This is a genomic window from Dechloromonas denitrificans (assembly GCF_020510685.1).
Classification (GTDB): domain Bacteria; phylum Pseudomonadota; class Gammaproteobacteria; order Burkholderiales; family Rhodocyclaceae; genus Azonexus; species Azonexus denitrificans_A.
This window is the reverse complement of sequence record NZ_CP075185.1, coordinates 3,028,481-3,052,380: the sequence shown is the minus strand read 5'-3', so window position 1 is coordinate 3,052,380 and position 23,900 is coordinate 3,028,481. Positions and strand designations below refer to the sequence as shown.

The following is a 23,900-nucleotide window of genomic DNA, read 5'->3' as shown; positions in this document are numbered from 1 at the left end:
GCCGGTTGTGGCAGGGCGGCGTAGGACTAGCGGGCGAGGTATTCGACGGCCAGATCGCGAATCAGCGCTTCGTCGTCGGCAGTGATGCCGAGCAGCTGGCGTTCCGGGTAATCGACTTCCAGCCCGGTACGCCGATTGACCTTGTCGCGCAGGCCGAACTGATGGACGCGGGCGATGCGCGATACCTGTTCGGTGAAGGCGACGATGGCGCCCTCGGGCGTGCCCTTGATCTTCAGGAAACGGGTGGTGCGGAGCTTGGCGAACATCTGCCGGCGGACGCTGCCTTTCTTGTCGCGTAGCCGGGTCCGGCGCGGCGTGTAGGGTGTGCCGTCTGGGTTGAGCTGGGCGGTAATGCGCTTTTGCTGGCTTGGGCGCAGGTCGCGGGCGATGCGCCGGGCCAGTTCGGTACGGGCGGCGGGTTCGAGGCGGGCGAGCAGATCGGCGGCGAACGCCTCAAGCGCCGGGAGCTTATCCATTACGGGGTGAGCGGATCGGCGCCGTGGTACAGCGTCCAGCCGGTGGGGCCGCCGAGGCCGGGCAGCGGTGGTTCGCCGATGTGGCGACATTCGTAGCCGCCGGGGGCCTCGGTGACCAGCACGCGCTCGGAGAGTTCGAGTATCAGCTGCAGGTCGACGGTTTCGGCATTGCATAGCTCAGCGTCGAAGGCGATCAGGTTTTCGCGCAGCTTTTCGTCGAGCAGCAGGTTGGGCTGGTTCGCCTGGATCCAGCCGAGCAGCGGCACGATGACCGCATCGATCGATTCGGCGTAGTCGGTGATGCCGAGCGTCAGCTGGTAGTGGTACTCAAAGGCCAGGCTTTCGCCGTAGCGGCTGAAGATGCGGCCTTTTTCCACGAAGACGTGCAGCTTGTCCGGGTTGCGGGCGAGATCGGGCACCCAGGTGGTGAGGTGGGCGCGCAGTTCGGCGGGCTTTTTCATGGTTTGGCCTCGATCGCACGTTGGCGGCGTTGCCAGCCTTCTAGCTTGGCGATGCTTTCGCGGCAGGCGGCGTAGTTGTCGCCGACGGTTTCGAGCGCGGCAGCGTCTGCAACGGGGTCGGCGCTTCCATCAACCACGGGTCCGGCTTCGGTTGGGGCGGGCTGGCCGGTAGCTGCGGCGTCGTGGCGCAGGCGCCAAGTGCCAGGCAGAGTGCAGCGCTGAGCGGGCGGCGTGACTTGGACATAGCGGGTGATCTCCTGGGCGATGATGCGGTCCTTCGGCGCCTGGGCGGTGCGCAGCTGGGTATTTTCTTCGGCCAGCTTGTCGGCCGTGTCTTGCGCCTTGACGATCTCGCCGGCGTAGGCGAGGGCCTCGGCCAGTTTGTCGGCGGCGACTTCGCCGGCCAGCACGTGCCGGCCGTAGTAGTAGCTGCCGATGACAAGGGCGAGCAGCAGCGCGGCGCCGACGATCAGGCGCAGCGCGAGGGCGTTAAGTTGCGGCACGGCGAATCTCCTCGATGTCGAGCCGCCACATGCCGGCGAAGTCGCCGGACGGGATGCGGCGGGCGAAGGGCAGCTTGCGGTGCGGGGCGCGCTCGGCATAGACCACGGCGACGCCCCGGGCGGCGAGAACGCCGACGATCTGGCGCATGATCTTGCGGCTGATGGTGCCCTTCAGGCCGCGCAGGCAGGCGACGCGCGGCCGCCAGATCTGGACGTTGCAGAACGCGTCGTAGTCGTCGTAATCGCCCGGGTCGTCGGCCTCGAAACAGCGCAGCTCGCCGTGCACTTCGCTGTAGCGGACGGTCATGCCGGTGCGAACTCTTCGGCCGGCGGCGCGTAGCGATCGTAGGCGCGGGCGAGCTTGCTGTCGTAGAGGTTGGCTTTGTAGTCCGGGCCGTTGTAGATCCGGGCGAAGTCGGCCCACTTGCGGGCTTTCAGCGCCTTGTGCAGGGCCGGGTCGTCTTCGATGAAGCGGGCGAAGGCTTCGAGCTGCTCGGCTTCCGAAGTAGACATCGCGGCGACGAAGGCGTCGATGCTCGAATAGCCGATGGTCAGCCAGTGATAACCCATGATCTGCCATTGGCCCCAGCTGCAGCATTCGGCGGCAAGGCCTGGGTAATCGGCGGTTATCTGACGGGCGCTGGACAGTCGGGACCATTCGCCGGTGCCGCCGACATAGCCGCCGCGCGCCCGGTTGATCAGGTTGGGGTAGCGGGCGGCAAGGAAATCGGCATCGGCGTTGACGGCGGCCAGGCGCTTATAAGCAATGTGGCGCTCGTAGAGGATGACCGGGCGGCCGTCGGCATGGAAGCCGGCGCCGTTGCTCTCGACGGTGTTGACGGCTTTCAGTGCGGCGAGCTGGACGCCAAGGCGGTCGGCGATCTTCGCCAGGGCCTGCTCGGAGAGGTGGCGAGGGTTCTTGTCGCGGGTGCTCAATGCTTCGATGGTCTTGCCGGCCGCGATCCCGTCGACGACCAGCCCGGCGCGCTGCTGGAAGGCCTTGACGGCGGCGGTTGTGTCGTCTCCATACCAGCCATCGGCGGGGATCTTGAATCCGGCGGCGATTAGCAGGCGCTGCAGGGAGGTTACTTGGGTGCCGATATCGCCGTTACGCATGACGTCTTTCTCCGGGTTTGTGGTGGGGCAGCAACAGGCGCAGGCGGCGGTCGCATAGCAACATCAAGGCGATACCGGCGGCGAGCAGCGTGACGATGGGATCGGGCGGGTCGCCGGCGAGGGTGGTCAGGATGATGGCCAGCGCGCCGGCGGCCATCAGCAGTAGCGCGTAGCGAATCATCCAGTGGGTGGCCTTGCTCATGCGATTGATGGCCGGCTCGGTGCGCCAGAGGATCAGCATGGCGCAGCCGATGGCGAACAGGCTGTTGAGCGTGGCAAGCAATTGCGGGGTGGTCACGTGGCTTCCTCCACTTTCTTTGCAGCGATTTTGAGCAGCGCCGGGCCGAGAACCTTATGGGTTAGAAATCCCAGGGCGAGGGCGCAGGGAAAGCCGGCAACGGTGGGCTCTACCGTGGCCGGCCAGAGGCTTAGGCTGGTCAGCCAGGCGATCAGCGGCGGCGTGGTCCATGCTGCGACCAGCGCAGCGATCAGCCCGGATGACAGGCGGCGAACGAGGGGCAGCGGCGGTTCTCCGTAGGAGTTGAACCACCAGCCGCCGGCGAATCCGGCGACGAGCAGCATGGGGTGGAGGCCGGTCGCGACGCCGAACAGTGAGAGGCCGGCGGCGGTAAGCCCGACGACGGTGGCGGAGGTTGGTTCCGGCATTGTTTTAGTCCCAGAGCTGGAGGAGGTTGGTTTTTGCGGTTTGCGCGACGGCGTCGGGCAGCGTGACCAGTCGGCCGTTAGGCATCTCGGCGCCAAGGGCGGCGAGGCCCGGGTTGAGTTCGATGGCGGATTCGACGGGGTCGGTGCTGCCGAGGTGGCGCCAGCAAAGACTATCGAGGGTGTCGCCCTGCTGGGCGCGGACCTGCATCAGATCAGCTCCACCGTGGTGCGCGGCTGGCCGGCGATATCGGCGATGGCGGCGAGGTGGTCGCGGCGGCAGTCGTCGATGGGGTCGGTGAGCTGCTCGGCTTTTTTATCACCCTTGCCGGTGGTATCGAAATCGCGGTAGCGCTCTAGTAGCAGGGCTTTGGCAAGACAGCCGACGGCGCGGCGGTAGCGGTGGACGTGGATGCTGGTTTCGTCGATGGTTTCGCACGCGACGGCGGCCAGCGTTTCGATGCCGGCGGCCTGTTGCGCGATGCGCCAGGCGGCGAGTGCGCTGTTGGTGCTGGCGATGGCTTCGATCAGCGCGGCCTTGAGCCGGGCCGGCGTGATGCTGTTGTCGATGCGCTGGTCATCGCGGATATCGACCGGGTCGACGGCGGGCCAGAACGGGCTGGAGACGATGGGGGTCTCGGTAGCCGGGCGGCTCGGGGCGGTGGTGAGAAATGAACTCATGGCGGTCTGCGTTGGTCAGTTGGCCCATGGTTGCCCGTTTTGCGCGCGCGGGGAAACGGCGGCGGTCCTACCTGAGGCGCTTACAACCGTCAGGCGACGAAGCGGCTGGGCTGGACAACGAGGCTACCGTCGGCGACGACCGGGAACGGGGTTTCGCCCTGCCAGTGGTAATACCAGGTGCCGGACTTGTCGACGCGCAGATCGTGGTGGTAGGTGCCTATGGCGGTGCGGACCGGATTGCTGACGGTGACGACGGCGCCGCCGGGCGACATGATCTTGAGCACCAGGTCAGTGCAGTCGATAGCGGTGCCGGCAGCGTCGGTCAGGTAGGCGTCGAGGCGGGGCGTCTGGCCGACGATCCACTCGGTTTCAGTGTCGAACACGGCTTACTCCATGGCGGAGGAGACAGGGGCGGTGGGCGGCGATCTGCAGGCTGGCGAGACGGCGGACGCTGGCCACCAGGTTGAGCGGGGCGACTGGGACGTAGTCCGGGATGACAGCCAGCCCGGCCGCGCCGCCCGTTTGTGCGATGCCGAAGGCGGCGAGCGGGATCTCGATGGCCAGGGCGCCGGCGCCCATGGCCTGGACGAACCCGGCCGCGGTGACCAGGACGGTGACGGAGAGCGCGGCGTGGCCGGCGCTTTCGGCGTGGCCGAAGCCGGTGATGCTGTTGCCGGGGATGGCCTGTCCGGAAGCGGTGCCGGCGGTGGTCGCTTGCCCCGCGGCGGCGGTGTTGATTCGGACGGTGGGAAATGCCGTGCCGCCGGTTGCGCCGATGCCCTGGGCGGCGAGCTGGCCGGCCGTGCTGGCGGTGGCTAGTGCGGCGCCGGATGATGTTTCCGTACCTGCAGCTTGCAGGTTGATGCTGACCTGCAGGACGGCTTGGCCGCCAGACTGTTCCTGACCAGCGGCCGCGATCGAGCCAAGGGCGCCACCTGTGGCGGTGGCCGACCCACCGGATTGTTCGACGCCGGCGGCTTGGGCGGCGAGCAGCACGGCGAGCTGACCATTTCCGGCGGACTGTGCCGCAGCTGCGCCGGCGAGCAGCACGGCGGATGACAGCCCGGCGGCGCCGGCCGATTCGGCCAGGGCGGCAGCTGATAGCGTGATGGTTGCAGTGGCCGCTGCCGCGCCGCTCGATACTTCAACGCCGGTGGCCGATAGCGGTACGCTGATAGCACCGGCAGCGCCGCCGGTGGCGCTGGAAACGCCGACTGCGGACAGAGCGACTTGGGCGGCCAGGGCGGCAGCGCCGGCGGCGACTGCTGCGCCGGTGGCCGAGCCATTGAGTGTTGATCCGGCGCCGGCGCCGAGGTCAAAATAGCTGATGCGGCGGCGGGCTTTGAACAGGCCCCAAGGGTTTGCGATTAACGCAGCGGCATCATCCTGAGAAAACTCAGATAGAAACATGCCGGCACCGACCGTATTTGTCGCGAAGCCAGAATAGTTTGCACCAATGCTGAGGCATCGATAGGCGTCGCCATATTCGTAATAGAAATTACCGCCTGGCGTTGCAGCGCTCGCCGCGTGCAAGATGCCGGACCCGATTGGACCACACCATAAATTTGTGGCGCTTGGGCCAATTGAAAGTACGGTAACCGCTAGCTGGACGCTGGTATCGAAATTAGATGTTTGCGGCGCTAGCTGGATACCGCCGCTGGTCGTGCGGACATATCCGGTACCGCCCTTGAACGATCCATACCATGCTCCAGCCGCGAAGGCTGGCTGTCCGCTACCATTGCCGCGCATCAGCGCGTAGCCAGAATTAAAGTTTGCCGTCGATATAGAGATAAGCGTAAGCGGCGGCGCGGACACATCGTAGAGCTTTGATGATCGTGAGCCTGAAACGTTTTCCGGGGCTCTAAAGCCGACGTAGGAGCTACTTCCCGCCGTTGAAACGATCGATGCGCATCCCTGGAATCCCTTTATTGATGGTCCATTGTTCGGGATAAAGCCGGTACCATTCAGAATATCAACAGGCCCGAGGCTGGGCAAAAAAAACGCCCGCGGCGATTTCTGCACCCACCGATCGGCAAGGCCTTGGATATTACGTGGCTGCCGTGTCCATACGCGCCGCGAAGGAACAATGATGTGCGACATTTAAGCAGACGGGGATGACGTGTAGGGGATAACGTCCATCTTCCACCCCGCCGATAACGTCTGTCCGGTGCCATTGTTATGCAGGTAATAGTTGGCTTTCCACGGTACATTTTCGGCCAGCAGCTCAAAATACTGTGTCGAGGTCACGTTGTTGACCTGCACGGTTCCAACAAAAACGGTCGGCCGAGTGGTTTCCGGCGCGTCGGCGTCGTTCGTGCCGTCGATATCGAGCGGCTGGGCATAGACCGCCAACGTGGTGTTTTCGGTCGGCGCTGTCGTAAACGTACCCGATATTATGAACTTCGCATCGGTGCAGCCGCCACCGTCGGAAACAATGTCATAAGATGCATCGTTGGCCTGGGCCAGCGCGCCGCTGGCAATGCTGGCACCGTTTGCTTCAAGCGCCTTGCGCGTTCCGATATCGATAATCGTTGCACCAACCATCATAGCGTCAGCCTCCCCTCGGCGACATTTAGCGCATCACTCAATGTCGTGTAATGGATAGCTGGCTGCCGTACATTCGCCTTCGCCAGCAGCGCGGCATTGCCGGGAAGTGAGAGCAGCTCGGCTGCAACCAGTTGATCGAGCAGCGAGACGGTTACCGGCGCCGTTAAATTGACGGTGCCAGGGCCAATCGTTTTGGCGTCGGCCAGCACGGCAAATGCCATGATTGCCAGCGCATTTCCGGCAAGCTGTGCCGCCTTCAACGTCATGTAATCACCGGAGGCGTAGAGCACGTCAAAAACGTCCTCAACCCTGATGCTTTGCACCACTGCCGGTCGCCCGGTATTGATGATGTCGGCGATCTTAACGTCGTTGCGGATCGATAGCAGGGCATCGATATCGACGTATTCCTGTGCCGTCAGCTCGCGGCCGGCGACCGCTTCGAGGGCGGCTTTCTGTTCCGGTGTCATGTCAGGCCTGGTAGCGGGCGATGGCGGCAGCGAGTTCGGCGCGGGCTGCGTTGTCCATCTCGGCGAAGTGATCGAGGTCCGCTTCGGTCAGGTTGCGGCCTTCCATTTCCGCCTGGTCGGCGGCGGCGAGGAGTCCTTCGGCGAAGGCGCGGGCTTGTTCCGGGGTCATGTCAGTGCTCCAGCAGTTGTTCGGCGGCGGCGATTTGTTGCAGCGCTTCGGCCAGCTCGGCGCGCTGTCGGGCGGTTGGCGTCTTGGCATTGCCGCGGCGCGACTGGTCGAGCAGGGTGCGGGCGCGGTCGGCGTGGTCCTGGACGGCGATGGCGGTGATGCCGTCGATCTGGTGGGCGGCGAGCTGACGCGCAGCTATCCGGCGGACGACGACGGCACGGGTATAGGCCGGGGCGAGTTCCATTTCCCACGTTCCCCACAGGGCGGCGGTAGCGACGCCGCCGGTTGTGGCGCTTGATCTGGCTTCGAGCTGGGTGATTGCCGGACCGGCACAGGCGGCTAGGGCCAGGCAGGCGGCGAGGGCGAGCAGAATCTTTTTCATGGTCGGTCAGTCGAGGGTGAAGCTGAGCGCGCCGGCCGGAAAACTGACCGTGAAGCCTGAGCCGGAGACGTTGAGCGGGGTGGTCAGGTTGATGCAGATCCAACTGTTTCCGCCGGTCGCCGCGTCATACCAGCGGACCGCCTGCAGGGTTCCCCAGGGGCCGGAACTGGCGGTATAGGTGATAGGCGCCAGGCTGTAGGTGGCACCGCTGGTGCCGGTGCTGAGTGCAGTCGAACTGTTGCTGATGGTGCCGGACCAGGCGGTCAGCGAGGCGCTTACCGCGACGCGGGCATAGGCGTTGCCGCTCGGTTCGGTTCCGATGCCGGAATCGCTGCAGGTTGCGGTATCGAGGCCGATGTAGGGCGTGGCGGGTGCGCCGAGGGCCTGGCCACGGATGACCGAATCGATAACATGGTTTTCGCCGTAGTCGGTCAGCGCGCCGGCTACGGCATAGCCGCCTGAAAAGCAGAGGATGGCGGCGACGAGGCTGATTAGGGTGAGACGGATGTTTTTCATGATGGGTCGTCCTGGGTAGGTGGGCGGTGGTCGGGGGGCTGGCACCGGGAAAAAGGAGGTAACCCGGTGTGCCCCCCGAGCCGCCCGGCTGCGGGGTCCGCTCTTTGTCAGCCTGGGCTGCCGGTTTCGGCCGCCGGTTGGGCGGTCTCTTCCGGTGCTTCGGCGGAGTTCTTGATCAGCGTGTCGAGACGCTCGATATCTTTCTTGACGCCAACCTTGTCGTGCAGTTCAAGGGCGCGAGTCAGCGCGTCGCGGGCGGCGACCAGGTTGCCGGCGGCGCGCTGGGCGTAGCCGAGCGCCTTCTGCAGCTTGGCGCGGACCTGGTCGGGCATGTCGCGGCCGTCGGTGAGCTGCATGGTCTGTTCGATGGCGGACAGGTCGGCCGGTTGTTCGACGGCCAGGGCCTTGAGGCTTTGGTCGGCGATTTCTTCGGCGAGCACACAGGGCACGTCGCGCTTGTACTGATCGGGCATGACCAGGTTGTGCTCGATGGCGTAGGCGCCGATCTTGAGGGCCGTCGCGAAGTTGCCGATGTCGATCGCCCAGACGAAGACGGTCATCAGGACGTCGTCCTGCTGGCCGCTTTCGCCTTCGAGGACGCCGTCAATCCAGGGCTGATAGTCGGGCAGCAGCTGAGTCTTGACTTCGGCCCGGCGCTCGATCGACTGGAGATCGTGCAGGCGGCGCTTGTCCTGGGCGAGCTTTGCGAGCATGAGCTCGTAGGCGTTCGCCCGGACCGGGTCGGGAGAGGCCTCGGCGAGGCCGATGGCGGCCGCCGAGGTGCGCATGAAGTGAGCCTTGGCGTGGCTGTTGATCATGATGATCAGGCCCAGCCGCCGGCGCCATTCGGCAGCTTGATGTTGACCGCGGCGCACGCGGCGCTGAGGTCCTCGATGACGTAGGCTTCGTTGACCGACTCGTAGTTTTCGATGCGGTCGCGCTTGGCGTTATCGAAGATGGTGCGTCGGCGGGAGCCGTTCTGCCAGTAGATCGACAAGTTGGATCCACCGTTCTTGCCGAGGCGGCTGATGAAGACCGTGCGGGCCGGAAAGAAAGGCACTTCGGCGACGGCCAGGCCGCCGAGCTTCTTTGCACTGAGCATCTTGTCCAGTTCGTTCGATTCGGTCGGCGTCGTGCCATGCGTGGCGATCAACGGGAAATACTTTTCATCGAGCAGGTCCGAGGTGCACATGGCGATGAAGCTGTTGTCGCGGGCGAACCACGGGGCGAGCAGGTTGCTGCGCATGTCGTAGATCAGCAAATCCATGTTTTCGTAGTCGCCACCCGGGCCGACTTTCACCGAGCCGGCCGCCGCGCCCTGGTCCATGTAGCGGGCAGCGGATTCGAGCTGCAGCTTTTTCAGCCAGCCGATGTTGACGTCTTGCAGCAGGGGATTCAGAGCGCGGTTTGTATTGGCAGCGGCCGACGTGCCGTTCAATCCGATCATCAGTCGATCACGGCCTTGCTGTTCGACGATAGCGTCGCGCAACTTGGTCTGAAAATCCTTGAATTTTGCCCATGTGTCGATGGTTTGATAGCGTATTGCGGTGTCGAAGTCGGTCTTCTTGCACTCATAAAGATTGCTGTCGAGCGCTTGCGGATCGTTCGGGATACGGTCGGATTGCGTGGTGTCGGTGCGGCTGGCGATGGTGGTGCCGACCGAAATGCCGATCTTCTCGCCGCTCAGTTCATCGACCGGGTAGCTGTTCACATTCATCAGGAAGCCGGAGCTTTCCTGCACGCGCTTTTCGAGCTTTTGCTCGATGGTCGGCGAGACGGTGAATTTCTTCGAGGCGTCCGGCACGCCGTTGAGCTTGGCAATCTCATCGACGTAGGCGTTGAATAGTTCGCGGGTTTCGTTGTTCATTGTGGTGCTCCAGGGATTCTGTTTTTGGGGTGGTTAGCAGTCGGTGGTGGCTTGGCCGTCGCCACCGGTGGCGACCGGGCGCGTTTTGCTGCCATCCGGCGTCTTGCCGAGCTTTTCGACGAGCGCCGTGTATTGCTCTTCGGCGGCTTTGATGGCGGCGGACATCTTCTCGATAGTGATCAGCGAGTCGGCTTGCTGCTTTTTAAGGCTGCCGAGTTCGTCGAGCAGGCCCTTCTGACTGAGGGCGATGATTTCGACGGCATTGCCCTGGTCGGCAAAGCGGCCGTCGGTGTCTTTTTTGCCCATGCCGAGCAGGTCCTTGACCTTGGCGAACAGGGTGTCGCCGGCGGCGGGCTTGGCCTCGTCCTCCCATTCGATGCTGACTTCCTGGGCGGCGGTGAAGAGGTTTTCCGGGGATAGCTTTCGGCCAGCCAGCGGATTACTCGGCGCGCTGGCCGAGAACTGCAGCATTTCGGTACCGAGGCTGGCCGGAGTATCGGTCACACCGAGGCCCATCAAGTAGGCGCAGCTGGTCTTGGCAAAATTCGGGTCAATTTCGAGCGAGGTATAGATCTTTTGCCGCGCCTTGTTCATGGCGATCAGGTCGGGCGTTGCATCAATCTGGGCAAAAAGGCCAAGCTTCTTGACGCCATTAATTTCAACTTCTTCGGTCTTGACGGCAGTGACGTCGCCGTAGGCTTTGAACGGTGAGTCTGGAAGTACGCCGCGGATGTGTTCGAGCCAAATCCGCGCGCCATAGGTTTGCGGATTGAAGCTCTTGGCGATCTGCTCCAGCCAACTGCGTTGAATGACGCGGCCGTCGGTGGTATCGCCTTCGACTGCGACGCGGAAGAATTTGCTTTTGCTGGCCATGGGTTTGGGCTCCGGGCGGTTAATTTCGATGACCGGCCCATATTCCGGCAGCGGTCGCGCGGGGGCAAAGCCTTGTGGTTGTGGCGTTTCCGCTTACAACCGGGGGCCGACCGTCCCCTTCGCGCGCGCGGGTAGTCTCGGCTCCCATGACTGCTGCACTGCCTGAATCCGCTTTCAATCCGGACCTTGATCCGCGCCGCCGTGCGCGCTCGCTGTACTGGCAGGCCTGGCGGATCGCGAGGATCGCTGAGGAGGTGGGCGAGAAGGCGGCCACGGTGCATTCGTGGAAGCGACGGGACCGGTGGGATGAATTCGACCCGGTGCAGCGGGTGGAGGCGACGATCGAGGCGCGGCTGATCCAGCTGGTCGCCAAGCCGGACAAAGAGCCGCGGGATTACAAGGAAATCGACTTGCTCGGCCGGCAGATCGAACGCCTGGCGCGGGTTAAGAAGTATTCGAAGGACGGCAACGAGGCCGATCTGAATCCAGCGGTCGAGAACCGCAATGCGAAGACCAGGGCCGGGACGCGCAAACAGCCGGCGCGCAACGCGATCAGCGAGGAGCAGCAGGAAAAGCTGGTCGATGCGTTCATGGAGTCGCTATTCCCGCATCAAAAGGGTTGGTACCGGTCCGGCCTGGTCGAGCGGATCCGCAATCTGTTGAAGAGCCGGCAGATCGGCGCGACGTGGTATTTCGCCCGGGAAGGCTTTGTCGATGCGCTGGAGACGGGACGCAATCAGATCTTCCTCTCGGCATCCAAGGCCCAGGCGCATGTCTTCAAGGGCTACATCAAACAGTTTGCGCTGGATGTGGCCGACGTTGAGCTGCAGGGCGATCCGATCGTGCTGCCGAACGGGGCAACGCTGTATTTCCTCGGGACGAACAGCCGGACGGCGCAGTCGTATCACGGCAACGTCTATATGGATGAGTACTTCTGGATCCCGAAATTTCAGGAATTCCGGAAGGTGGCGTCGGGTATGGCGATGCACAAGCATTGGCGGCTGACTTACTTCTCGACGCCATCGGCGATGTCGCATGAGGCTTACCCGTTCTGGACGGGCGAGTTGCTTAATAAGGGCAGAGCAGCAGCGGATAAGGTCAAGGTCGATGTCTCCCATGCTTCGCTGAAGGACGGCCGGCATTGCGAAGACGGCCAGTGGCGGCAGATGGTGACGGTGCTCGACGCGCTGGCCGGCGGCTGCGACCTGTTCGACATCGAGCAGCTGCGGCGGGAGTACTCCCCGGAAGAGTTCCTCAACTTGCTGATGTGCGAGTTCATCGATGACGGGCAGAGCGTGTTTCCGCTGGCTGCGATGCAACGCTGCATGGTGGATAGCTGGACGGTCTGGGAGGATTTCAAGCCGTTCGCCATGCGGCCACTGGCCTACCGCCCGGTGTGGATCGGTTACGACCCTTCAAATACGGGCGACAGCGCTGCGCTCGTCGTGGTGGCGCCGCCGCTGGTCGAGGGCGGCAAGTTCCGGGTGCTCGATCGCGTGCAGTTCAAGGGCATGGATTACGAGGAGCAGGCGGCGCGGATCAAGGCGGTGACCGAGTGCTACAACGTCACGTACATCGGCATCGACATGACGGGGCTGGGGTCGGCCGTCTATCAGCTGGTCAAGCAGTTCTTCCCCGGTGTGACCGGCTTCAATTATTCACCGGAGGTGAAGACGCGGCTGGTGCTCAAGGCAATGGATGTGATCAACAAGGGCCGGCTGGAGTTCGATGCCGGCTGGACTGATCTGGCCGCCAGTTTTATGGCGATCAAGAAAACGACGACCCAAAGCGGTCGACAACTGACTTTCGATGCGGGCCGTAGCGAACTGACCAGCCATTCCGATCTGGCTTGGGCTTGCATGCATGCGCTGTCAAATGAGCCGCTGGAAGGCCGGACGGGCATGAATACCTCTTCAATGGAGATTTTTGGATGAAAAAGCGGAAAAATTACGGCCGCTCGCCGGCGCCTGCCCAGGTTGAAACCATGGCGGCCGCGCCGGGCGGATCGATGGAGGCCTTTGCTTTCGGTGACCCCGAGGCGGTGCTGGATCGGCGGGAGATCATCGATTATCTAGAGTGCCCGGATGCCGGCAAGTGGTACGAGCCGCCGATATCGCTGGACGGCCTCGCCCGGTCGAGCCGGTCGGCAGTGCATCACGCGAGCGCCATGATCGTGAAGCGGAACATCCTGGTGAGCTGTTTTGAGGATACGCCACTGCTGACGAAGACGGATTTCGCAGCCTGGGCGCATGAATTCCTAATCTTCGGCAATGCCTACATGGAGCGGCGGGATTCCCGGATGGGCAGTCCGCTGGCGCTCAAACCGACGAAGGCGAAATACACCCGGCGCGGCAAGGATGATGGCCAGTACTGGTTCATTCCCCGCTTCAACGAGGAGCATGAATTCCGCAAAGGGTCGATCTTTCATTTGATGGAAACGGACATCAATCAGGACATCTACGGCCTGCCGGAGTACATACCGGCGCTGCACTCAGCCTGGCTTAACGAGAGCGCGACACTGTTCCGGCGCAAGTACTACAAGAACGGATCGCACGCCGGCTTCATCCTCTACATGACCGATACCGCCCAGAAGCAGGAAGACGTCGACAAGCTGCGCCAGGCACTGAAGGACTCCAAGGGGCCGGGCAATTTCCGCAACCTCTTCATGTACGCCCCGGGCGGCAAGGAAAAGGGGATTCAGCTGATTCCGGTGAGCGAAGTTGCGGCCAAGGATGAATTCCTGAACATCAAGAATGTGACGCGCGACGACCAGCTCGCAGCGCATCGCGTGCCGCCCCAGCTGATGGGAATCATCCCGCACAACACTGGCGGGTTCGGCGATGCAGAGACGGCCGCCAAGGTGTTCTCAGCCAACGAAATCACGCCGCTTCAGGAGCGGATGAAGGAACTGAATACCTGGCTGGGCATGGAGGTCATCAAGTTCCGGCCTTATGTGCTGGCGGCATCGGAACCACCACCGAAAAACCCTGCCGCCTGAAACGACAAGGGCCGCAATCGCGGCCGTTTTTATGAGGTAGGTGGCATACGTCAAGTATATTTGTCGAGTGTTACACTATCCATTGTGCGTAAGTAATTAAAGGTGATTAGGGTGGTATTTGATTTTAAAAACTGCTCAGCAGATGAGCGAAAGCGTGAATACGACCGCATAGCTAAGGTCATTGGCGATGACCAATTCTTTACTAAAAAGGAACTCAATCATCTACCGGAAATACTCGCCCCTGGAGAGGATGTCATTGCTTTCAGTTCAGGGTTGATGGACGGAAATACATGGCTTATTACGCTGACAGATCGCCGGATCATCTTTCTCGATAAAGGCATGCTGTACGGTCTCAAGCAGGTCTCTATCGATATGGATAAGATCAATGCTGTGAGTGGCGAGACAGGAATCTTCTTCGGGAAAATTACAATCCAAGATGGCGCATCTGCGCGGGTGATCGATAACGTTTGGAAGAAAACGGTAGTCCCATTCACAAATTTGCTGCGCGACTCCATGGAAAAGAGAAAAGGCAGGAATGCTGCACCAGTTTCCAGAACTGGCGAGGATATCGTCGATAAGCTTGAGCGCCTCGCTGCATTGATGGAGAAGGGGATACTGACCCAGGATGAATTCTTGCAGCAGAAAGCAAAGCTACTCGCTGACTGATAGTCGGCACTGAAAATATCAGCCGCCCATTAGGGCGGTTTTTTTCGTCCATAGGATTGAGCCGAGATTCTCCCCCGACGTCATCGCCGACGGCTCCACCCTCTGAAATTTGCCTAAAAAATAGGCAACCCCTTTTATTTTTCCTAAAAAATAGGCAAATCGCGCCCATATCCACCTCTGGCGCGCGGTCGGGACCCCGCCCCGCCCGCCCGCTTTATGGGTGGGTAATCATGCAGGTGCACGATCTGACCGCCGGCCCTCGCCGCACCGCTCAGGCCGGGGGGCAATGATGGTGAGGCGGTCATGCGGAATCATGCACCGTGAACATGCACTTTCTCAAAAAGTGCCATCCGGTCTGGCATTCGGACTTTTTCGGGTTCCGACTTCGGAAAAAGGTAATGTCGGAAATGTCGCCTTAGATGCAACTGCAAGTTGTTGAAAATATTGATAAATGTCGATTACTAGTTAAAGGTAATTTTAGGTAATTTGAAAGGTAATTTTTAGTCAAATAGTTGATTTATATGATGTTTTTGTGTGTATAAAAATCACGTTTTGAAAGGTAATATGGTTACTAAATAATTACTATTAAATTACTTTATCCATTTATCGTAAATGCTCTTACTCCAATGCTTTCAAGCTTCAATTTTAAAAAATTACCTTCATTACCTTTTCCCGAAGGCCCCGCCTGTTGTAGAAATCGCCTTCGCGCACGTGATGTGCGTGCATGCGCGTTGTATCATTGCTTCCTTGCTGGAAATCGTCCTAAGATCGGTGACAGAGAGCACATGGCGACGCCATCTGCAGGCATCGCATCTTAGGAAACAAATCGTTTAAGTCATTGATGGGGCGGAAATACGCACTTGATTGTGATTCCGGTTGTCGTGGGTTCGAGCCCCATCAGTCGCCCCAGAATTTGACCCCCGCAAGCCGCAAGGTTTGCGGGGGTTTTCTCTTTGGAGTCGCCATGTCTCTGTCCCATTCCGTGTTTTCCGGTCTGCAACCCGCCAACGTCTGGGCGCATTTCGCCATATTGTGTGCAACGCCGCGTACTTCCAAGCAGGAAGGCGCCTTGCGCGCGCACATCAAGGATTGGGCTGAGGCGCGTGGCCTGCCGACGACGGTGGACGCTGCCGGCAACCTGATTATCCGCAAGCCGGCCAGCGCCGGCCGGGAGCATGCGCCGGGCGTCGTGCTGCAAGCGCATCTCGACATGGTGTGCCAGAAAAATGCCGAGAGTACTCACGACTTTTCCCGCGATGCGATTCAGCCCGTATTGCGCGATGGCTGGCTGATCGCCGAGGGAACGACGCTGGGCGCCGATAACGGGATCGGCGTCGCCTTGATTCTCGCGGTGCTTGAGGACGGTAGTTTGGTGCACGGCCCGCTCGAAGCCTTGCTGACCGTCGATGAGGAGGCTGGCATGGGTGGCGCGCGCGGCTTGGCGGCCGGCGTGCTGGAAGGCAGCATGATGCTCAACCTCGATACCGAGGAGTGGGGCGAGTTCTACCTCGGTTGCGCTGGCGGTCTGGATGTCAATGTGGCGCGACCAGGTGCCGCCGAGGCCGTGCCCAACGACTACCAGACATGCCGCATCAGCTTGCGCGGCCTGCGTGGCGGGCATTCCGGCGTCAATATTCACGAGGAGCGCGGCAATGCCATCAAGTTGCTGGTGCGCGTGCTGCGCCAACTGGAAGCGGACATGCCGCTACGGCTGGCCGAGTTGCAGGGCGGCAGCGCGCGCAATGCATTGCCGCGCGAAGCATTGGCGACGATTGCCGTGCCGGCCGAGGCGCTGGCTCGCTTGCCGGGGCTGCTCGGCGAGCAGCAAGCGCTGTTGCGCGAGGAGTTGCGGGGCGTCGATGATGGCGTGACGCTCGAGTTGGCGGCCGCTCCGGCGGCTCTGCTGATGAGCCAGACCGAACAGGCCATCTGGCTCGCCTCGCTGCATGCGGCGCCGCATGGTGTGCGCCGGATGAGCCGGCAGGTGCCGGGTGTCGTCGAGACTTCGAACAATCTGGGTATGGTCGATGTGCACCCGAATGGGGGATTGTGCAACTTCATGGTGCGTTCGCTGCTCGGCAGTGCCAGCCTGGCGCTGGCCGACGAGATCGTCAGCCTGTTTGCGCTGAGCGGCACGCTGGCCGAGAAGGCCGGCTACTACCCGGGCTGGGCGCCGAATCCCGATTCGGCTTTGCTGGTGCTGTGCCAGTCGGTCTATCGCCGTGATTTCGCCGCCGAATCGAAAGTCCAGGTCATCCACGCCGGGCTGGAATGCGGCATCATTGGGGCCAAGTATCCGGGGCTGGACATCGTTTCTTTCGGGCCGACCATCCGGGGCGCCCATGCGCCGGGTGAGTCGGTCGAGGTTTCAACGGTCGATCGCTGCTGGGCCTTGCTCGGGGCGATTCTGGCCGAACTGGCCGAGCAACAGGAGGGCGCACAATGAAAGTGCTGTTTATCGTGTTGGCGACGCTTTCGCTGGCCGCCTGCGGAGTTGAAACGGCCGGCTCGGCTGCCACGGCGGCCGCGCTGAAGAAGCAGGAAGTGGAGCAGGGGCAGAAGAACCTGCAGCAATTCCAGCAGAAGCTCGATCAGGCGACCGAGCAGGCGCAGCTGCGGGCCGAGCAGGCCGCCGGCGACAAGTAGGCGTCAGCGCCGGCGCAGGGCTTCGCGGCGGGCTAGGCCAAGCTTGGTCGAGCGTTCCATCTTTTGCGCAAAGGCCGGAAAATCGAGGCCGAACTTGGCGCGCAATTCCTTGGCGTAGTTGTGCAGCCAGCGCCAGCGCGGCTCGAAGTAGCGTTCCTTGAAGGCGTAGAGGATGTGGTTGCCGTCGTCGGGCACCGAGATGACGATGACCTGGTCGTCGAAGACATGCATCGCTTCGCCGATCAGCCCGGCGTAGGTTTCCTTTTCGCCGGCCAGATTGATCACCAGAATGCCGTTGCCGGCCAGTTTGGCGAAGGCATGCTCGAAAAACTGGCGGTTGGCCAGGCTGGGCGCGAAGCCGGTCTTGTCGAAGGCATCGACCAACAGCACGTCGATGCCTTTTTCGGTGTTTTCCAGATAGTCGGCGCCGTCGGCGTGCACTACCCGCAGGCGCGGATCGTCGGCGGGCAACAGGAAAGTGTCGCGCAGGGCAATCACGTTGGGGTCGAGTTCGACGGCGGTCAGCTGCGTGCCGGGCATGCGGTGATAGCAGAATTTGATCAGCGAGCCGCCGCCGAGGCCGATCAGCTCGATGCGTTTCGGGCGCGGATGAAAGAGCAGAAAGGCCATCATCTTCTGCGTATAGCGCAGCGCCAGCTCGTTCGGCGTCTTCAGCGACATTTCGCTCTGCATCAGGCGGACGTTGAAATACAGGAAGCGCGATTTGCCGTCGTCGATGACGAAGGGCTTCGGATAGCTTTCGTCGAGCAACTGGGCGCGCAGCTCGCCGGCCTTGGCCCAGGCCGGTTCGAGCATCAGCACGGTGCCTGTTTCGTTGTCGAACGGGCTGGGTAGTTCGTAGAGCTTGGTCAATCCGGCAGATCGGCGGCGTGCAGCAGGAAAACGAACTCGTCGCCGGCGGCGGTATCCAGCCAGGTGAAGGGCAGCGTCGGGTAGGCGTCTTCCAGCACCGCACGGTTGTGGCCGATTTCGACGATCAACAGGCCTTCCGGATTCAGGTGCTTTTTCGCTTCGCGCAGGATGATGTGCGTGAAGTCGAGGCCGTCCTCGCCGGAGCCAAGCGCCAGTTCCGGCTCGTGCAGATATTCCGGAGGCAGTGCGGCAACCGACTCCTCATCGACGTAGGGCGGGTTGGAAATGATCAGGTCGTAGCGCTTGCCGGCCAGTTTGCTGAAGGCGTCGGACTGGATCAGATGGACGCGGTCGGTCAGGTGGTAGTCGGCGACGTTGCGCTCGGCGACGGCAATGGCGTCGGGCGACAGGTCCACCGCATCGACCTCGGCTTCCGGGAAGGCGAGAGCGGTCAGGATGGCCAGGCAGCCGGAGCCGGTGCACAGGTCGAGGGCGGAAACCACTTCGTAGGGGTTTTCAACCCACGGCGTCAGTTGTTCCTGCAGGAGTTCGGCAATGAACGAACGCGGCACGATGACGCGTTCGTCAACATAGAAGCTGTGCTCGCCGAGCCAGGCTTCCTGGGTCAGGTAGGCGGCCGGCAGCCGTTCTTCGCAGCGGCGGCGGAAGATGTCGAGCAGCGCTTCGCGTTCGTGCGGCAGCAGCCGGGCATCGAGAAAAGGTTCGAGGCGGTCGAGCGGCAGGTTCAGCGTGTGCAGCGTCAGGTAGACCGCTTCGTCCCAGGCGTTGTCGCTGCCGTGGCCGAAAAACAGATGGGCGGCGTTGAAGCGGCTGACCGCGTAACGGAGATAGTCGCGAACGGTGAGCAGTTCGTTTTTGGCAATGTGGTCGGTCATGCGCTCAGGACTTGTTCGAGGATGCGGGCATAGATGGCGGAAAGCTTCGGCAGGGCGGCGATATCGACACATTCGTCGATTTTGTGACTGGTCGCGTTGACCGGGCCGATTTCGAGCAACTGGGCGCAGATTTCAGCGATGAAGCGGCCGTCGGAGGTGCCGCCGGTCGTCGAGAGCTCGGACTCGATGCCGCAGATTTCGCGGATCGCGGTCGTCGCGGCATCGGCCAGCGGGCCACGGCCGGTCAGGAAGGGGCGGGCGCCGAGCGTCCATTTGATGGCGTAGTCCAGGTTATGCCTGTCGAGAATGCCGAGCAGCCTTTGCTGCAGGCTTTCCGGCGTGCTGGCCGTGGCGAAGCGGAAATTGAACTTGATCTCGACACTGCCCGGCACGACGTTGGTGGCGCCGGTGCCGCCATGGATGTTGGAAATCTGCCAGGTGGTCGGCGGGAAATATTCGTTGCCCTGGTCCCACTCGGTGCCTGCCAGTTCGGCCAGGGCCGGGGCGGCTTCGTGGATCGGGTTGCGGCCTTTTTCCGGGTAGGCGATGTGGCACTGGATGCCTTTCACCGTCAGCACGCCGGACAGCGAACCGCGCCGGCCATTCTTGATCATGTCGCCGAGTTCGTTGACCGAGGTCGGTTCGCCGATGATGCAGAAATCGAGCGTTTCACCACGCGCTTTCAGGGCTTCGACGACGGCGACGGTGCCGTCGTTGGCATCGCCTTCCTCGTCGGAGGTAAGCAGAAAAGCCAGCGAGCCGGGATGCTCGGGGTGGGCAGCGACGAAGGTTTCGACGGCCGTCACCATCGCCGCCAGCGACGATTTCATGTCGGCCGTGCCGCGGCCGTAGAGCACGCCTTCGCGGATTTCCGGGGCGAAGGGCGGCGAAGTCCATTGCTCGAGCGGGCCGGTCGGCACGACGTCGGTATGGCCGGCAAAAACGAACAGCGGTTTGGCCGTGCCGCGGCGGGCCCAGAGATTGGTCACGCCGTTGCGATTGATGTATTCGATGGAAAAGCCGAGCGGTTTCAGGCGCTCGGCGATGATCTCCATGCAGCCGGCGTCATCCGGCGTCAGGGACGGTCTGGCGATGATCTGCGTCGCCAGGACCAGGGTAGGGTCGGACATCAAGTGGTTTCTTCGTCGGTGTCGGAAAGGCTGAGCGTGAATTCCTTGAAGGAGGCGCCGCCCGAGTTGATGCTGTCGAACTCGAGGGCGGTGTCGATCTTCTTGTCTTCCTTGCCGTTGCCGGTAGTCAGTTCGGAATTGTTGATCAGCCAGGACAGATTGGTCGGCGAATCGGCATTGGCCAGTGCTTCGTCGAGGGAGATGACCGCTTCACGATAGAGCCGGAAGAGATCCTGTTCGAAAGTCTGCGATCCCGGTGCCAGCGTCTGCTCCATGGCGTCCTTGATGGCCTGCACTTCGCCGCGCTCGATCAGTTCGCTGATATGACGGGTGTTGAGCATGACTTCGCAGGTCGGCAGGCGCTTGCCGTCCGGCTTCTTGACCAGGCGCTGCGAGACGATGGCGCGCAGCGCGACCGAGAGGTCGAGGAACAACGCCGGCCGGTTTTCCAGCGGGAAGAAGCTGATGATGCGGTTCAGCGCATGGTAGCTGTTGTTGGCGTGCAGCGTGGCGAGACAGAGGTGGCCGGTCTGCGCATAGGCAATGGCGGCCTGCATGGTTTCCTTGTCGCGGATTTCGCCGATCAGGATGCAGTCGGGCGCCTGGCGCATCGCATTCTTCAAGGCCGATTGCCAGTCGGCCGTATCCATGCCGATTTCGCGCTGATTGACGATCGATTTCTTGTGCTTGAAGAGGAATTCGATCGGGTCTTCGACGGTCAGGATGTGGCCGGAACGGTGTGCATTGCGGTGGTCCAGCATCGAAGCGATGGTCGTCGATTTGCCCGAGCCGGTGGCGCCGACGATCAGGATCAGGCCGCGCTTTTCCATGATCATGTCGGCGAGGACCGGCGGCAGGCCGAGGTCGTCGAGCGGCGGAATGTTGCCGAGAATGAAGCGGACGACAATGCTGATCGAACCGCGCTGGCGGAAAATATTGACCCGGAAGTTGCCGACCTGCGGCACGCCGAAGGAGAGGTTCATCTCCCAGGTCGCCTCGAAGGTCTTGATCTGCTCCGGCGACATCAGTTCGTAAGCGATCTTTTCGATCATGTCGGGCAACATGACCTGCTGATTGACCGGCAGGGTGTTGCCCTGAATCTTGATGTGGATGGGCGCGCCGGCGGATATGAAAATATCCGACGCCTGCTTTTCCGACATCAGCTGGAACAGTTTGTCGAGGATCATAAAAAAGACCTCCGGGTCTTTGGGGGTGACTTAGGCGCGCAGCAGTTCGTTGATGCTGGTGGTCGAACGGGTCTTGGCATCAACCTTCTTGACGATGACGGCGCAGTACAGGCTGTACTTGCCGCCATCCTTGGGCAGGTTGCCGCTGACTACAACCGAGCCGGCCGGGATCTTGCCGTAGCTGATTTCGCCGGTGGCGCGATCGTAGATCGGGGTGCTCTGGCCGAGATAAACGCCCATCGAGATCACCGAGTTTTCGCCGACGACGACGCCTTCGACGACTTCCGAACGGGCGCCGATGAAGCAGTTGTCTTCGATAATGACCGGGCCGGCCTGGATCGGCTCAAGCACGCCGCCGATGCCGACGCCGCCGGAGAGGTGGACGTTCTTGCCGATCTGCGCGCAGCTGCCGACGGTGACCCAGGTGTCAACCATGGTGCCTTCATCGACGTAGGCGCCGATGTTGACGAAGGACGGCATGAGCACGGCGTTCTTGGCGATGAACGCACCTTTGCGGGCGAAGGCGCCCGGCACGACGCGGAAGCCGCCGGCTTTGAACTGCTCTTCGGTCCACCCCTGGAACTTGGTGTCGACCTTGTCATAGAAACGAATTTCGCCGGCTTCCTGGACGCGGTTGTCGCGGGTGCGGAAGGAGAGCAGCACGGCCTTCTTGGCCCACTGGTTGACGATCCATTCACCGTTTATTTTTTCGGCAACGCGCAGTTTGCCGCTGTCGAGGTCGCCGATCACCGATTCGATGATCTTGATGGCGTCGGCGGATTGGGTAGACAGCTCGGTGCGGCGTTCCCAGAGGTCGTCGATGGTGGCTTGCAACGGATGGCTCATGGAGGTTCTCTCTGTTTTAAAGTTGTTGGGTAAATTGACGAATACGGCTGGCCGCTTCGAGGCATTCCTCGAGCGATGCGACCAGCGCGATACGAATAAAATTGGCACCTGGATTCAGGCCATCTACCTCGCGGGCGAGGAAGCTGCCGGGCAGGACCACAACATTATAGTGTTCGAGCAGACCCCGGGCGAACTCGGTATCGGCGATCGGGGTCTTGGCCCACAGGTAGAAGCTGGCATCCGGCATGCCGGTGCCGAGCACCTCGGCGATCAACGGGGTGACGGCGGCGAATTTCTCGCGGTACTGGTTGCGGTTGTCGAGGACGTGCGCCTCATCGTTCCAGGCGGCGATGGAAGCCGTTTGCACCGGGGGGGCCATGGCGCAGCCGTGGTAGGTGCGGTAGAGCAGGAATTTCTTGAGGATTTTCGCATCGCCGGCGACGAAACCGGAACGCATGCCCGGGACGTTGGAGCGCTTCGACAGGCTGGAGAACATGACCAGCCGTTCGTTGCTGCGGCCGAGCAGCTTGGCCGCCTGCAGGCCGCCGATCGGCGGATTGGCTTCGTCGAAGTAGATCTCGGAATAGCACTCGTCGGAAGCGATGATGAAACCGTACTTGTCGGAGAGGGCGAACAGCGTCTCCCAATCGGCCAGCGACAGCACCTTGCCGGTCGGGTTGCCCGGCGAACAGACGTAGAACAACTGGACGCGCGCCCATTCCTCGGCGGACAGCGCGCCATAGTCGAAGGCGAAGTCGTTGCCCGGCAGGTTGTTGAGAAAGCGCGGTTCGGCGCCCGAGAGATAAGCCGCGCCTTCGTAGATCTGGTAGAACGGATTCGGACTGACGACCAGCGGCACATGTCCGCGGCTCGGATCGATCACCGTCTGGGCGAAAGAGAAAAGCGCCTCACGCGAGCCGTTGACCGGCAGGATCTCGCTTTCGGCATCGAGTTGCAGACCGTAGCGACGGCCGCACCAGGCGGCAATGGCCTGGCGCAGGGCCGGAACGCCCGGCGTCGTCGGGTAATTGGCCAGCCCCTTCAGGCCATCGGCCAGCGCCTGCATGATGAACGGCGGCGTCGGATGCTGCGGTTCGCCAATGGAGAGCTTGATCTCCTTGTATTGCGGGTTCGGGGTGATGCCGGCGAACAGGGCGCGCAGCTTTTCGAAGGGGTAGGGCTGGAGTTGGGCGAGGTGCGGATTCACGTGGGGGCTATTGGGGCGGCGGCTAAAGCGTTAATTATCGCCGAAAATCGATCCGGATCAGCGGCGCCCGCTTGGCGAACGAAAGAAGGTTTTTCGCCATCCGCTCCTCCCGGCGGTTCTTCCTAGTACGGCTGGCGGGTCGGCAAGTTCTGCCAGCGGAGCAGGGGCTCGGCGGCGCCGGGAATGGGCAGGTGGATGGTGGGCAGTCGCCGTTCGCCGTGCGGCAGGCGTAATTCGTCGTAGAGTTCGTCGTCGCAAAAGCCGGCGGCAGCGGCGTCGGCCCGTGGATTGGCGAAAACGATGCGGCTGATGCGCGCCCAGTAGGCCGCCGAAAGGCACATCGGGCAGGGCTCGCTCGAGGCATACAGCGTGCAGTCGGTCAGATGGAAGCGACCGAGGGCGCTGCAGGCCGCCCGAATGGCCACCAGTTCGGCGTGGGCCGTCGGGTCGCAGGCCGGGACGACCTGATTCCGGCCTTCGCCGATGATTGTTCCGGCGTGTACCACCACCGCGCCAAATGGGCCGCCCTGGCCGGATGTGACGCTTTCGGCGGCCAGTTCGATGGCTCGCTGGAGGAAAAATGCATCGTCGTTCATGGCTGGTCCCTGCTGGGTCGATGGCGGCGCGCCTCGTCGCCTGGCCGGCCTGGCTTTGATTCTCGGGCGACTTCGGCGGGCTGGGCGTCTGCGCAATTGCGTCGATGCTATCATACGGCCCCCGTCATGACAGG

The 23,900-nt window shown here is 62.2% G+C and carries 31 protein-coding genes; 5 read left to right on the top strand and 26 right to left on the bottom strand.

The window, feature by feature from the left end; translation table 11 throughout:
• Positions 1-26: 26 nt before the first annotated feature.
• The 19 genes from KI611_RS14570 to KI611_RS14480 all read right to left on the bottom strand — a co-directional run bounded on the left by KI611_RS14570 (position 27) and on the right by KI611_RS14480 (position 10,721).
• Positions 27-476: a phage virion morphogenesis protein gene (locus tag KI611_RS14570; protein ID WP_226416377.1), complete on the bottom strand. Its 450-nt coding sequence runs from the start codon at positions 474-476 to the stop codon at positions 27-29.
• The gene (locus KI611_RS14565; protein ID WP_226416376.1) at positions 476-937 is read right to left on the bottom strand and encodes a phage tail protein; all 462 of its coding nucleotides are present in this window, start codon (positions 935-937) and stop codon (positions 476-478) included. The genes KI611_RS14570 and KI611_RS14565 overlap by 1 nt, the downstream gene beginning before the upstream one ends.
• On the bottom strand, positions 934-1,440 hold the full coding sequence (locus KI611_RS14560; protein WP_226416375.1) for a hypothetical protein: 507 nt from the start codon (positions 1,438-1,440) through the stop codon (positions 934-936). Before KI611_RS14560 ends, KI611_RS14565 begins: the two co-directional genes overlap by 4 nt.
• Positions 1,427-1,747, bottom strand: coding sequence for a hypothetical protein (locus KI611_RS14555; RefSeq protein WP_226416374.1), 321 nt, complete (start codon positions 1,745-1,747; stop codon positions 1,427-1,429). The genes KI611_RS14560 and KI611_RS14555 overlap by 14 nt, the downstream gene beginning before the upstream one ends.
• On the bottom strand, positions 1,744-2,556 hold the full coding sequence (locus KI611_RS14550) for an N-acetylmuramidase domain-containing protein (protein WP_226416373.1): 813 nt from the start codon (positions 2,554-2,556) through the stop codon (positions 1,744-1,746). The genes KI611_RS14555 and KI611_RS14550 overlap by 4 nt, the downstream gene beginning before the upstream one ends.
• Positions 2,549-2,854, bottom strand: coding sequence for a hypothetical protein (locus KI611_RS14545; RefSeq protein ID WP_226416372.1), 306 nt, complete (start codon positions 2,852-2,854; stop codon positions 2,549-2,551). The genes KI611_RS14550 and KI611_RS14545 overlap by 8 nt, the downstream gene beginning before the upstream one ends.
• On the bottom strand, positions 2,851-3,222 hold the full coding sequence (locus KI611_RS14540) for a hypothetical protein (RefSeq protein ID WP_226416371.1): 372 nt from the start codon (positions 3,220-3,222) through the stop codon (positions 2,851-2,853). Before KI611_RS14540 ends, KI611_RS14545 begins: the two co-directional genes overlap by 4 nt.
• A 4-nt stretch (positions 3,223-3,226) precedes the next feature.
• A complete protein-coding gene (locus tag KI611_RS14535) occupies positions 3,227-3,430 on the bottom strand; it encodes a tail protein X (protein ID WP_226416370.1) in 204 nt (67 codons plus the stop codon).
• Entirely contained in the window at positions 3,430-3,900 is a 471-nt protein-coding gene (locus KI611_RS14530) for a head completion/stabilization protein (RefSeq protein WP_226416369.1), read from the bottom strand. The genes KI611_RS14535 and KI611_RS14530 overlap by 1 nt, the downstream gene beginning before the upstream one ends.
• 89 nt (positions 3,901-3,989) lie before the next feature.
• Complete coding sequence (locus tag KI611_RS14525; RefSeq protein ID WP_226416368.1) at positions 3,990-4,283, bottom strand: hypothetical protein; 294 nt, start codon at positions 4,281-4,283, stop codon at positions 3,990-3,992.
• On the bottom strand, positions 4,270-5,310 hold the full coding sequence (locus tag KI611_RS14520; RefSeq protein WP_226416367.1) for a hypothetical protein: 1,041 nt from the start codon (positions 5,308-5,310) through the stop codon (positions 4,270-4,272). The genes KI611_RS14525 and KI611_RS14520 overlap by 14 nt, the downstream gene beginning before the upstream one ends.
• Positions 5,311-6,000: 690 nt before the next feature.
• Positions 6,001-6,447, bottom strand: a complete 447-nt coding sequence (locus tag KI611_RS14515) for a hypothetical protein (RefSeq protein ID WP_226416366.1) — start codon at positions 6,445-6,447, stop codon at positions 6,001-6,003.
• Positions 6,444-6,914, bottom strand: coding sequence for a hypothetical protein (locus KI611_RS14510; RefSeq protein ID WP_226416365.1), 471 nt, complete (start codon positions 6,912-6,914; stop codon positions 6,444-6,446). The genes KI611_RS14515 and KI611_RS14510 overlap by 4 nt, the downstream gene beginning before the upstream one ends.
• 1 nt (position 6,915) lies before the next feature.
• On the bottom strand, positions 6,916-7,083 hold the full coding sequence (locus KI611_RS14505) for a hypothetical protein (protein ID WP_226416364.1): 168 nt from the start codon (positions 7,081-7,083) through the stop codon (positions 6,916-6,918).
• Position 7,084: 1 nt separating this feature from the next.
• Complete coding sequence (locus KI611_RS14500) at positions 7,085-7,465, bottom strand: hypothetical protein (protein ID WP_226416363.1); 381 nt, start codon at positions 7,463-7,465, stop codon at positions 7,085-7,087.
• A gap of 6 nt (positions 7,466-7,471) precedes the next feature.
• On the bottom strand, positions 7,472-7,981 hold the full coding sequence (locus KI611_RS14495; RefSeq protein WP_226416362.1) for a hypothetical protein: 510 nt from the start codon (positions 7,979-7,981) through the stop codon (positions 7,472-7,474).
• A 107-nt stretch (positions 7,982-8,088) separates the two neighbouring features.
• Positions 8,089-8,856, bottom strand: a complete 768-nt coding sequence (gene gpM / locus KI611_RS14490) for a phage terminase small subunit (protein WP_226416361.1) — start codon at positions 8,854-8,856, stop codon at positions 8,089-8,091.
• Positions 8,805-9,848 (bottom strand): phage major capsid protein, P2 family, encoded by a 1,044-nt coding sequence (locus KI611_RS14485; RefSeq protein ID WP_226416360.1) that lies wholly within the window; start codon positions 9,846-9,848, stop codon positions 8,805-8,807. The genes gpM and KI611_RS14485 overlap by 52 nt, the downstream gene beginning before the upstream one ends.
• A 33-nt stretch (positions 9,849-9,881) precedes the next feature.
• Positions 9,882-10,721 carry a GPO family capsid scaffolding protein gene (locus tag KI611_RS14480; RefSeq protein ID WP_226416359.1) on the bottom strand — a complete coding sequence of 280 codons (840 nt, stop codon included), beginning with the start codon at positions 10,719-10,721 and terminating at the stop codon, positions 9,882-9,884.
• A gap of 146 nt (positions 10,722-10,867) precedes the next feature.
• Here KI611_RS14480 and KI611_RS14475 point away from each other — a divergent pair, with 146 nt between their 5' ends.
• The 5 genes from KI611_RS14475 to KI611_RS14455 all read left to right on the top strand — a co-directional run bounded on the left by KI611_RS14475 (position 10,868) and on the right by KI611_RS14455 (position 17,031).
• Positions 10,868-12,655: a terminase ATPase subunit family protein gene (locus tag KI611_RS14475; RefSeq protein WP_226416358.1), complete on the top strand. Its 1,788-nt coding sequence runs from the start codon at positions 10,868-10,870 to the stop codon at positions 12,653-12,655.
• Positions 12,652-13,719: a phage portal protein gene (locus KI611_RS14470; protein WP_226416357.1), complete on the top strand. Its 1,068-nt coding sequence runs from the start codon at positions 12,652-12,654 to the stop codon at positions 13,717-13,719. Before KI611_RS14475 ends, KI611_RS14470 begins: the two co-directional genes overlap by 4 nt.
• A 111-nt stretch (positions 13,720-13,830) precedes the next feature.
• Positions 13,831-14,385, top strand: a complete 555-nt coding sequence (locus KI611_RS14465) for a PH domain-containing protein (RefSeq protein WP_226416356.1) — start codon at positions 13,831-13,833, stop codon at positions 14,383-14,385.
• 964 nt (positions 14,386-15,349) lie between these two features.
• Positions 15,350-16,831, top strand: a complete 1,482-nt coding sequence (locus KI611_RS14460; RefSeq protein WP_226416355.1) for an aminoacyl-histidine dipeptidase — start codon at positions 15,350-15,352, stop codon at positions 16,829-16,831.
• Positions 16,828-17,031 carry a hypothetical protein gene (locus KI611_RS14455; protein WP_226416354.1) on the top strand — a complete coding sequence of 68 codons (204 nt, stop codon included), beginning with the start codon at positions 16,828-16,830 and terminating at the stop codon, positions 17,029-17,031. Before KI611_RS14460 ends, KI611_RS14455 begins: the two co-directional genes overlap by 4 nt.
• Before the next feature lie 3 nt (positions 17,032-17,034).
• Here KI611_RS14455 and KI611_RS14450 read toward each other — a convergent pair whose 3' ends face one another.
• The 7 genes from KI611_RS14450 to KI611_RS14420 all read right to left on the bottom strand — a co-directional run bounded on the left by KI611_RS14450 (position 17,035) and on the right by KI611_RS14420 (position 23,766).
• Entirely contained in the window at positions 17,035-17,904 is an 870-nt protein-coding gene (locus KI611_RS14450; RefSeq protein WP_226416353.1) for a fused MFS/spermidine synthase, read from the bottom strand.
• The gene (gene prmB, locus KI611_RS14445) at positions 17,901-18,800 is read right to left on the bottom strand and encodes a 50S ribosomal protein L3 N(5)-glutamine methyltransferase (RefSeq protein WP_226416352.1); all 900 of its coding nucleotides are present in this window, start codon (positions 18,798-18,800) and stop codon (positions 17,901-17,903) included. The genes KI611_RS14450 and prmB overlap by 4 nt, the downstream gene beginning before the upstream one ends.
• A complete protein-coding gene (dapE, locus tag KI611_RS14440; RefSeq protein WP_226416351.1) occupies positions 18,797-19,930 on the bottom strand; it encodes a succinyl-diaminopimelate desuccinylase in 1,134 nt (377 codons plus the stop codon). Before dapE ends, prmB begins: the two co-directional genes overlap by 4 nt.
• The gene (locus KI611_RS14435) at positions 19,930-21,117 is read right to left on the bottom strand and encodes a PilT/PilU family type 4a pilus ATPase (protein WP_226416350.1); all 1,188 of its coding nucleotides are present in this window, start codon (positions 21,115-21,117) and stop codon (positions 19,930-19,932) included. Before KI611_RS14435 ends, dapE begins: the two co-directional genes overlap by 1 nt.
• A gap of 30 nt (positions 21,118-21,147) precedes the next feature.
• On the bottom strand, positions 21,148-21,963 hold the full coding sequence (gene dapD, locus KI611_RS14430; RefSeq protein WP_226416349.1) for a 2,3,4,5-tetrahydropyridine-2,6-dicarboxylate N-succinyltransferase: 816 nt from the start codon (positions 21,961-21,963) through the stop codon (positions 21,148-21,150).
• A 16-nt stretch (positions 21,964-21,979) separates the two neighbouring features.
• Positions 21,980-23,170, bottom strand: coding sequence for a succinyldiaminopimelate transaminase (gene dapC, locus KI611_RS14425; RefSeq protein ID WP_226416348.1), 1,191 nt, complete (start codon positions 23,168-23,170; stop codon positions 21,980-21,982).
• Between the two features lie 122 nt (positions 23,171-23,292).
• Positions 23,293-23,766, bottom strand: a complete 474-nt coding sequence (locus KI611_RS14420; protein WP_226416347.1) for a nucleoside deaminase — start codon at positions 23,764-23,766, stop codon at positions 23,293-23,295.
• Positions 23,767-23,900: the final 134 nt, after the last annotated feature.

Coding starts and splice junctions, on each gene's coding strand:
- KI611_RS14515 (WP_226416366.1), bottom strand. CDS start 6,447: ATGATGGTTGGTGCAACGATTATCGATATCGGAACGCGCAAGGCGCTT.
- KI611_RS14510 (WP_226416365.1), bottom strand. CDS start 6,914: ATGACACCGGAACAGAAAGCCGCCCTCGAAGCGGTCGCCGGCCGCGAG.
- KI611_RS14550 (WP_226416373.1), bottom strand. CDS start 2,556: ATGCGTAACGGCGATATCGGCACCCAAGTAACCTCCCTGCAGCGCCTG.
- dapD (WP_226416349.1), bottom strand. CDS start 21,963: ATGAGCCATCCGTTGCAAGCCACCATCGACGACCTCTGGGAACGCCGC.
- KI611_RS14420 (WP_226416347.1), bottom strand. CDS start 23,766: ATGAACGACGATGCATTTTTCCTCCAGCGAGCCATCGAACTGGCCGCC.
- KI611_RS14570 (WP_226416377.1), bottom strand. CDS start 476: ATGGATAAGCTCCCGGCGCTTGAGGCGTTCGCCGCCGATCTGCTCGCC.
- KI611_RS14505 (WP_226416364.1), bottom strand. CDS start 7,083: ATGACCCCGGAACAAGCCCGCGCCTTCGCCGAAGGACTCCTCGCCGCC.
- KI611_RS14495 (WP_226416362.1), bottom strand. CDS start 7,981: ATGAAAAACATCCGTCTCACCCTAATCAGCCTCGTCGCCGCCATCCTC.
- KI611_RS14555 (WP_226416374.1), bottom strand. CDS start 1,747: ATGACCGTCCGCTACAGCGAAGTGCACGGCGAGCTGCGCTGTTTCGAG.
- prmB (WP_226416352.1), bottom strand. CDS start 18,800: ATGACCGACCACATTGCCAAAAACGAACTGCTCACCGTTCGCGACTAT.
- KI611_RS14460 (WP_226416355.1), top strand. CDS start 15,350: ATGTCTCTGTCCCATTCCGTGTTTTCCGGTCTGCAACCCGCCAACGTC.
- KI611_RS14435 (WP_226416350.1), bottom strand. CDS start 21,117: ATGATCCTCGACAAACTGTTCCAGCTGATGTCGGAAAAGCAGGCGTCG.
- KI611_RS14565 (WP_226416376.1), bottom strand. CDS start 937: ATGAAAAAGCCCGCCGAACTGCGCGCCCACCTCACCACCTGGGTGCCC.
- KI611_RS14475 (WP_226416358.1), top strand. CDS start 10,868: ATGACTGCTGCACTGCCTGAATCCGCTTTCAATCCGGACCTTGATCCG.
- KI611_RS14485 (WP_226416360.1), bottom strand. CDS start 9,848: ATGAACAACGAAACCCGCGAACTATTCAACGCCTACGTCGATGAGATT.
- KI611_RS14540 (WP_226416371.1), bottom strand. CDS start 3,222: ATGCCGGAACCAACCTCCGCCACCGTCGTCGGGCTTACCGCCGCCGGC.
- KI611_RS14470 (WP_226416357.1), top strand. CDS start 12,652: ATGAAAAAGCGGAAAAATTACGGCCGCTCGCCGGCGCCTGCCCAGGTT.
- KI611_RS14535 (WP_226416370.1), bottom strand. CDS start 3,430: ATGCAGGTCCGCGCCCAGCAGGGCGACACCCTCGATAGTCTTTGCTGG.
- dapE (WP_226416351.1), bottom strand. CDS start 19,930: ATGTCCGACCCTACCCTGGTCCTGGCGACGCAGATCATCGCCAGACCG.
- KI611_RS14520 (WP_226416367.1), bottom strand. CDS start 5,310: ATGTTTCTATCTGAGTTTTCTCAGGATGATGCCGCTGCGTTAATCGCA.
- KI611_RS14530 (WP_226416369.1), bottom strand. CDS start 3,900: ATGAGTTCATTTCTCACCACCGCCCCGAGCCGCCCGGCTACCGAGACC.
- KI611_RS14480 (WP_226416359.1), bottom strand. CDS start 10,721: ATGGCCAGCAAAAGCAAATTCTTCCGCGTCGCAGTCGAAGGCGATACC.
- KI611_RS14500 (WP_226416363.1), bottom strand. CDS start 7,465: ATGAAAAAGATTCTGCTCGCCCTCGCCGCCTGCCTGGCCCTAGCCGCC.
- KI611_RS14455 (WP_226416354.1), top strand. CDS start 16,828: ATGAAAGTGCTGTTTATCGTGTTGGCGACGCTTTCGCTGGCCGCCTGC.